This window comes from Agromyces humi (genome assembly GCF_009720255.1).
Lineage (GTDB): Bacteria > Actinomycetota > Actinomycetes > Actinomycetales > Microbacteriaceae > Agromyces > Agromyces humi.
The window spans coordinates 1-6,653 of record NZ_WJSP02000200.1; the positions used below are offsets into that span (position 1 = coordinate 1).

4 protein-coding genes and 1 pseudogene are annotated in these 6,653 nt (G+C 72.1%); 3 read left to right on the top strand and 2 right to left on the bottom strand.

Annotation, left to right across the window (positions count from 1 at the left end):
* Positions 1–324: 324 nt before the first annotated feature.
* Positions 325–1,527 (bottom strand): DUF2510 domain-containing protein, encoded by a 1,203-nt coding sequence (locus GH736_RS24600; RefSeq protein ID WP_203230785.1) that lies wholly within the window; start codon positions 1,525–1,527, stop codon positions 325–327.
* 103 nt (positions 1,528–1,630) lie between these two features.
* Between GH736_RS24600 and GH736_RS14610 the strand changes: the two genes are divergently transcribed.
* The 3 genes from GH736_RS14610 (at position 1,631) to GH736_RS14620 (ending at position 6,379) form a co-directional block, all read left to right on the top strand.
* Entirely contained in the window at positions 1,631–2,977 is a 1,347-nt protein-coding gene (locus tag GH736_RS14610; RefSeq protein WP_159604582.1) for a hypothetical protein, read from the top strand.
* Between the two features lie 210 nt (positions 2,978–3,187).
* Entirely contained in the window at positions 3,188–5,584 is a 2,397-nt protein-coding gene (locus tag GH736_RS14615) for a beta-xylosidase family glycoside hydrolase (RefSeq protein ID WP_159604584.1), read from the top strand.
* Positions 5,585–5,608: 24 nt separating this feature from the next.
* On the top strand, positions 5,609–6,379 hold the full coding sequence (locus tag GH736_RS14620) for a DeoR/GlpR family DNA-binding transcription regulator (RefSeq protein ID WP_159604586.1): 771 nt from the start codon (positions 5,609–5,611) through the stop codon (positions 6,377–6,379).
* 147 nt (positions 6,380–6,526) lie between these two features.
* Here the strand turns inward: GH736_RS14620 and GH736_RS14625 are convergent.
* A pseudogene (locus GH736_RS14625) lies at positions 6,527–6,653 on the bottom strand (ArsR/SmtB family transcription factor); the annotation flags it as partial.

Consider the following 6,653-nt stretch of genomic DNA (forward strand, 5'->3'; position numbering starts at 1 on the left):
GCTCGTCGCGAGGTCGCTGCGGGCCAGCGGCATCCGACCGGGCATGAAGGTGCACAACGCCTACGGCTACGGGCTGTTCACCGGCGGGCTCGGCGCCCACGCGGGCATCGAGAAGCTCGGGGCCACGACCTGATCCTCTCGAACTTGACGACCTGTTTAGCCCAGCACGTCGTCGTCGCGCGGACCACATCCCCACGCTCGAGGAGCGCGCCGACCTGCTCGCCCGTGCGGGGCGCAGCGCCGAGGCATCCGACGCCTTCGCCCGTGCCGCCGAGCTCACGGATGACCCCGCAGTGCGGGCCTACCTGCTGGCCGGGCGGGCGGCTACGGCGCGTTCGTGAAGGTCGCGCTCGGGTACAGCAGGTTCGGAGCCGCCTCCATCGTGAGGGCGCTCGGGTCGTCGAGTGACCAGGCGACCCGCCAGCTGACCGATGCGCCCGGCTCGATCGTCGCGGTCGGCGGGAAGCCCACGTCGTCGCCCGGGCCGAAGACGTCGCTGCCGACGTCGAAGACCTGGCTCACCTCCTGATCGCCCGACGAGAGGGTCGGCAGCGGCAGGGGCTGGAGGTCGGCCGTCGAGTTGTTCGTGAGCGTCAGCGTGAACACGACGGTGTTCGCCCGCGTCGCGCCGACCGCGAAGGCGCTCGGCGTGTACGGCTCGGGCACCGAGACCGTCAGGGCGACGCCGTCGTCCCAGGTCATCGTCTCGCCGAACCTGAGGTCGCCCGCCGCCGGTGCCGCGGGCTCCTCGGGTTGCGCAGGGTCAGGCACCGGGAACACCGGCACGTCGGGAACCGGATCGTCGATCCCGCTGAAGAGCTCGCCGACCGCCCCGAGGAGCAGCGTCACGAGCATGACGATGCCGACGATCGCGGCGATGACCGACACGACGAGCCCGGTGACTGCCGCCCACTTCGCGCGGCGCAGCGACAGGCCGACGAGCGAGAGCACGAATGCGGCGGCCACGAGGATCCAGGCGACGCCCGTCGCGGCGGGGATGAACATGAACACGAGTCCCGCGATCGCGGCGACGAGCGCGATGATGCCCACCACGTTCGGCCCGGGGTTCGACGGTTCGGTGAACGGATGCTGCGGCAGCGCCGTCGTGGGGCCTGCGGCGTAGCCCGCCATCCCCGGGTCGGCAACCGCGCTCCTCCCCACGCCCGCGGCAGGGCTCGCGCTCACGGCCGCGGCCGTAAACGGCACCGTCGGCGCGTCCGCGGGGTACCCACCCGGAGCGTCCCACCATCCCGCCGCACCACGTGAGCCGTTGCCATAGGGCGACGTCGCGGCATCCGACCCGCGAGACCCCCAGACGAACGGAATCGTCGGACCGGTCGCTCCCACGGGCTGCGTCGCCGCGGCATCCGTCGCCTCGGTGCTGCCCGACCCGTCCCCCACCTGCGACACGGGCCCGCCCTCAACGCCGGGCGCCACGTACTCCGTCCAGGCCTCGCCGTCCCAGTACCGCCGCCCGCCGGACCCGTCTTCGTACCACCCCGCGGGCGCCCTCGTCGGGTCGCTCATCTCTCGATGGTGACAGAGCGCGCCCGCCGCCGCATCGGTCGAGTTCCCAGCGTCATCTGCAACCCCACAGCCGCCACCCAGCGCCGCCCGTAGGATCGAACCTATGGCCGGATTCTGGGGCAAACGCAAGCGCGAAGATCCTGAGCTCGCAGCCCAGGACGCTGACCTGGCGAAGCGGGCGGGAACGGCGCTGGTCGCCGCCGACGAGCGCATCCGCGTCACTACCGACGAGCTCGTCTTCGCCGAGGCCGAGCTCGGGCCCGACGCCACCGCCGACCTGCGCACGGCGCTCACGGCGGTGCGGGAGCACCTGGGCGAGGCGTTCCGGCTGAACCAGCTCAATTTCGACGAGATCCCCGACACCGCCGAGGAGCTGCGCACCCGCAACGCGCGCATCGTGCAGCTCTGCGAGTGGGCCCAAGACCTGCTCGACGAGCGCACGGCAGCCCTCGCCGACAAGGTCGCGCGGGCGCGCCGGGCTCCCGAGATCATCGCCGGCGTGCGAGCGGATGCCGCGCGGCTGCGCGCACGCGTCCCCCACGCCCGCGAGACGGTCGAACGGCTTGCGGCCCGCTATGCGCCCGAGGCCCTCGCCCAGGTGGAGGCGAACCCCGCCGAGGCCGAGCAGCTCCTCGGATTCGCCGAGCACAGCGCCGGCGTCGCCGAGCGTCGGCGCGAGGCCGGCCAGCGTGAGCAGGCGAACCTCGCGCTCGAGGCGTCGACCGAGTCGGTGCGCCGCGCGGCGGCGCTGCTCGACGCCGTGGAGACCTTCGAGGTCGAGGCGCTGCGCGCCGAGTCCACGCTCGCGGCGATCGTCGAGGACTCCCGCGGCGACCTCGTCGTCGCGCTCAAGGAGCCGCAGTCACCGGGCGTGACGGCAGCAATCGCCGACCTGCAAGCTGCGCTCGCCTCCCTCCCGCGCGTCGGCGTCAACACCGATCCGTTCGCGCAGCTGAACCGCCTGCGCGAGGCGAACGCGGGGCTTGATGCGGCGATCGCGGCGGCCCGCGAGCGAGCGGCGCGTCCGATCCCGCCGCTCGAGCACGTGCGCCATGCCATCGACGACGCCGACCGCCAGCTCGCGGTCGCTCGCGACGTCTTCGCCGGCTACCGCGGCTGGATCGGCGCCGACGCCCGCACCCGCCTCGCCGAGTCCGAGCGCATCCGGCTCGACCTCGACCGCTTCCTCGGCACGCCCGCGGCACTCGTGACCGTCATCGACGAGGACCACCGCGAGCAGGCGATGCACATGGCGCGGCGGGTCGCGTACCTCGCGGGCGAGGCCCTGCAGCTCGCGCAGCGCGACATCGACGCTTCGCGTCCGCAGGACCCGGGACAGTGGGGCGGCCAGGGCTGGGGCGGCGGTCGCCGCAGCGGCGGCGGCGACATGATGGGCGGCATCCTCGGCGGCCTCGTCATCGGCAGCATCCTCGACGGCTTCATCGACTGAGCGACGTCGCCCGCCGGGCGGCGTAGAGGCTCACGGCCGATGACCAAACGGCACCGCCGACGCCCATTCCGATGATCACCGGACACGAGCGCGTGATCACCGGCCGGCGGCATCCGGATCGTCGATAGTCTCGCGCCCAGTTCATGACGACGTGACGGGAGCGACTCGATGACGAGAACACGCGGCGGCCGTGCGGCCATTTGGTCGGCGATGGCAGCGATCGCGACGGCGGCACTGCTGGGCACGGGGCTGACGCCCGCAGCGGCCCTGGAGGCCCCACCGCTCGTGCCGCTCCCTGGCAGCGACACGTTCGATGGCTCCACGCTCGACACCGCGAAGTGGCAGCGCGTTCGGCCCGACAACGCGGCGCTCACCGTCGGCGGCGGCGCGCTCACCATCACCGCGCTCGCCGGCGACCTCTACGGCGGCACGAACACCGCGAAGAACCTGGTGCTGCAGGATGCCCCGGGCTGGGGAAGCTGGGAGGCCTCGACCACGATCGACTTCGCGCCGACCGCGTGCTGCCAGCAGGCCGGCCTCATCCTCTACACCGACGACGCGAACTACGCTTCGCTCGCCTTCTCGGGACGCGCGAACGGGCTGGGCCGGCTGTTCTTCCTCCGCGAGGTCGGCGGCACGCCGGCGGTGCCCTCGCCGGTCGACAAGCCGATCGCACAGTGGCCGACGCACTACTCGCTGAAGGTCGTGAGCGATGGCACGGAGGTCACCGCTCACTACTCGGCTGACGACGGCGCCACGTGGAACCAGGTCGGCACGCCCGTCGCGGCGGGACAGTTCCTGAAGATCGGCCTGTTCGCGATGGCCGGCACGAACGGGGCGCCGGCGATCCCTGCCCGGTTCGAGCACTTCACGCTGCTGCACGACGGCACGCCCCCGCCGCCGCCGCCGCAGGCCGACGCATCCGTCGTGCCGATCGACTGGGACGCGCTCGGCGATGCCCCGCTCGAGGACGCTGACGCGGTGGCCGGCGATATCCTGCGCAACTCGAACGAGTACGCGCTCACCACCTGGTGGAAGAACAAGTTCGGCACCCAGCCGACCGGCTACGTCACGTTCGGCGGCACCGGCGAGCACCAGATCCGCCCCGTCGCCGCGGAGGCGACCGCCCTCGCGACCGCACTCGTCACCGGCACGTACGACGCGTCGGTGACCGGCGTCTCCGAGGAGGAGGCACGTGCGAAGACCGTGCGTCTCATCGGCTCGCTCGCGAAGGCGCACTACGCGAACACCCGCGGCGGATGGAGCGGCAGCACGTCGTGGCAGGGTGCACTGTGGGCGGCGCTCGCCGGGCAGGCGGCGTGGCTGCTGTGGGACGACCTCAGCGAGGAGGACCAGCGGCTCGTCGGCCTGATGGTCGAGACCGAGGCCGACCGGTTCATCGACTACAAGGTTCCGTACTGGACCGCCGCCGACGGCACGGTGCTCTCGCCGGGCGACACGAAGGCCGAGGAGAACTCCTGGAACTCGATGCTGCTGCAGGTGGCGACGGCGATGTTCCCCGAGCACCCGCGCCACGACGCGTGGATGACGAAGAACGTCGAGCTGCTGCTCTCGGCGCACGCCAAGCCGAGCGACGTGCAGGACGAGACGCCGATCAACGGCCGGCCGCTCGACGAGTGGATCGATGGGTGGAACGTCGAGGAGGATGGCCGGGCCTACAACCACGACCTGCTCCACCCCGACTACATGGCGACCATGGTGCAGCAGCTCTACGCCGGCACGACGTCGACCCTCGCCGGCCGACCCACGCCCGCCGCCGCGCTGCACAACATGGAGCTGCTCTACGGCAACTTCGTCGACCACGACTACCCGGCTCCGCCCTACGAGGCGCCGGGCGGCACGATCTACCGCGAGGGCTCGGGCTCCGTGTACTACCCCGAGGGCACCGACTGGGGCTCGTCACGGCGGCTGCAGTTCGTCGCGGTCGACGCGATCTCGGCAGCGTTCGGGGTCGACCAGCAGGCCAGCCACGACGGCGCCTACTGGCTCGAGCTGCACGGTGGCGACGCCCTCGCGATGCAGGCGCGATCGACCGACGGTCGCACCTACCTCGCGTCTGACGACGACACCTACAACGGCCGGGAGGAGTGGGTCGCGATGCACGCCGCCTGGTCGGTGCTTTCGCTGTGGGCCGTGCAGAACGGTGCGTTCCGGGTCTCGGATGCCGCGGCCGAAGCGCTCGACGACACGGTGGCTCCCGTCATCGCGGCGTCGGTCGACGGCAAGCCCGCGCCCGCGGGCGCGTACCGCTCGCCCGCGCACCTGGTGCTGGACGTGACGGACGACTCGGCCGGCGTGGCATCCGTCGAGTACCGCACCCAGCGCGGCGATTGGACCGCGTACACCGGACCGGTACTGCTGCGGCCCGGGATCTGGGACGTCGAGGTGCGTGCCGTGGACGCGAACGGCAACGTCGCCGAGCAGTCGCTCGAGCGCATCCGGGTGATCGGTGCGGCGGTCGGGCTGCCGGATGCTGCGGCGTCGCCGGATGCCCCAGCGTCGACGGATGCCACAGCTTCGATGGATGCCGCTCCGACTGACGACGTGGCGCCCGTCGATGCGCTCGAGCCCGTCGTGGAAGAGTAGGAGGAGGCGAGGGAGCGGTGGCAGGTGGACAAGGCGGAGCGACAGCAACGGATCATCGACCTGGTGCAGCGGCGCGGTGAAGCGCGCCTCGCCGACCTCGAGGTCGACGCCGCGGCATCCGCCGTCACCCTCCGCCGCGACCTGCGCGAGCTCGCCGCCCGAGGACGCATCTCGTACGCGCGCGGGGTAGCCCGTGCCCGCACACGCCACACGCTCGAGCCGAGCTTTCACGAGAAGTCCCGCATCGCCATGATCGAGAAGACGCTGATCGGGCGGGCGGCGGCCGAGCTGGTGATGGACGGTGACGCCGTGATCGTGGGTGCGGGCACGACGACCCTCGAGTTCGCGACGCAGCTCGTCGGCAAGCAGATCCAGGTGTGGACGAACTCGTTGCTCGTGGCGGACGCGCTCGCTGACGCCGCCACGATCGACGTGCACCTCGCCGGCGGTGAGGTGCGCGGCAACACCCGCGCGCTCGTCGGCTCACGCGCTGAACGGTTCTTCACGGGGCTGCGCGCGCCGTTCGCCTTCCTCTCGGGCAACGGCTTCACGATCGAGCGGGGCCTGACGACGCCGAACGCGCGGGTCGCCGAGATGGACCGTGCGATGGCCGCGTCGGCCGCCGAGGTGGTCGCCCTCGTCGACCACACGAAGATGGGCGCCGAGTCGCTCATCACGACGGTGCCGACCTCGCACGTGTCCCGGCTGATCACGGATGACGCGGCGAGCAGCGCACTCGTCGATCGTGGACGCCGTGCAGGGCTCGTGATCGACGTGGTGTCGGCGGTCGGATAGATCCGCGCGGAGCGCGCGGAGGCGCGCAGGGTTCGGTGCCCGATCGGGCACACTCCGCGTTCGCGCCGCGGTGCGCGAGTTAGCGTCGCACTGAGGAGGGCGGAGGGGCCGACCACGGTCGACCTGACCGCACGTGGATGCGGCATCGCGCTGCGCGTCGCGGGTGCGCGAGACGAGGCCGGCGTGCTCGAGCACCTGGATGTGCTTCGAGACGGCCTGCTTGGTGATCTGGAACGGCTCGGCCAGTTCGTTGACCGTGGCCGGTCCGCGGCTG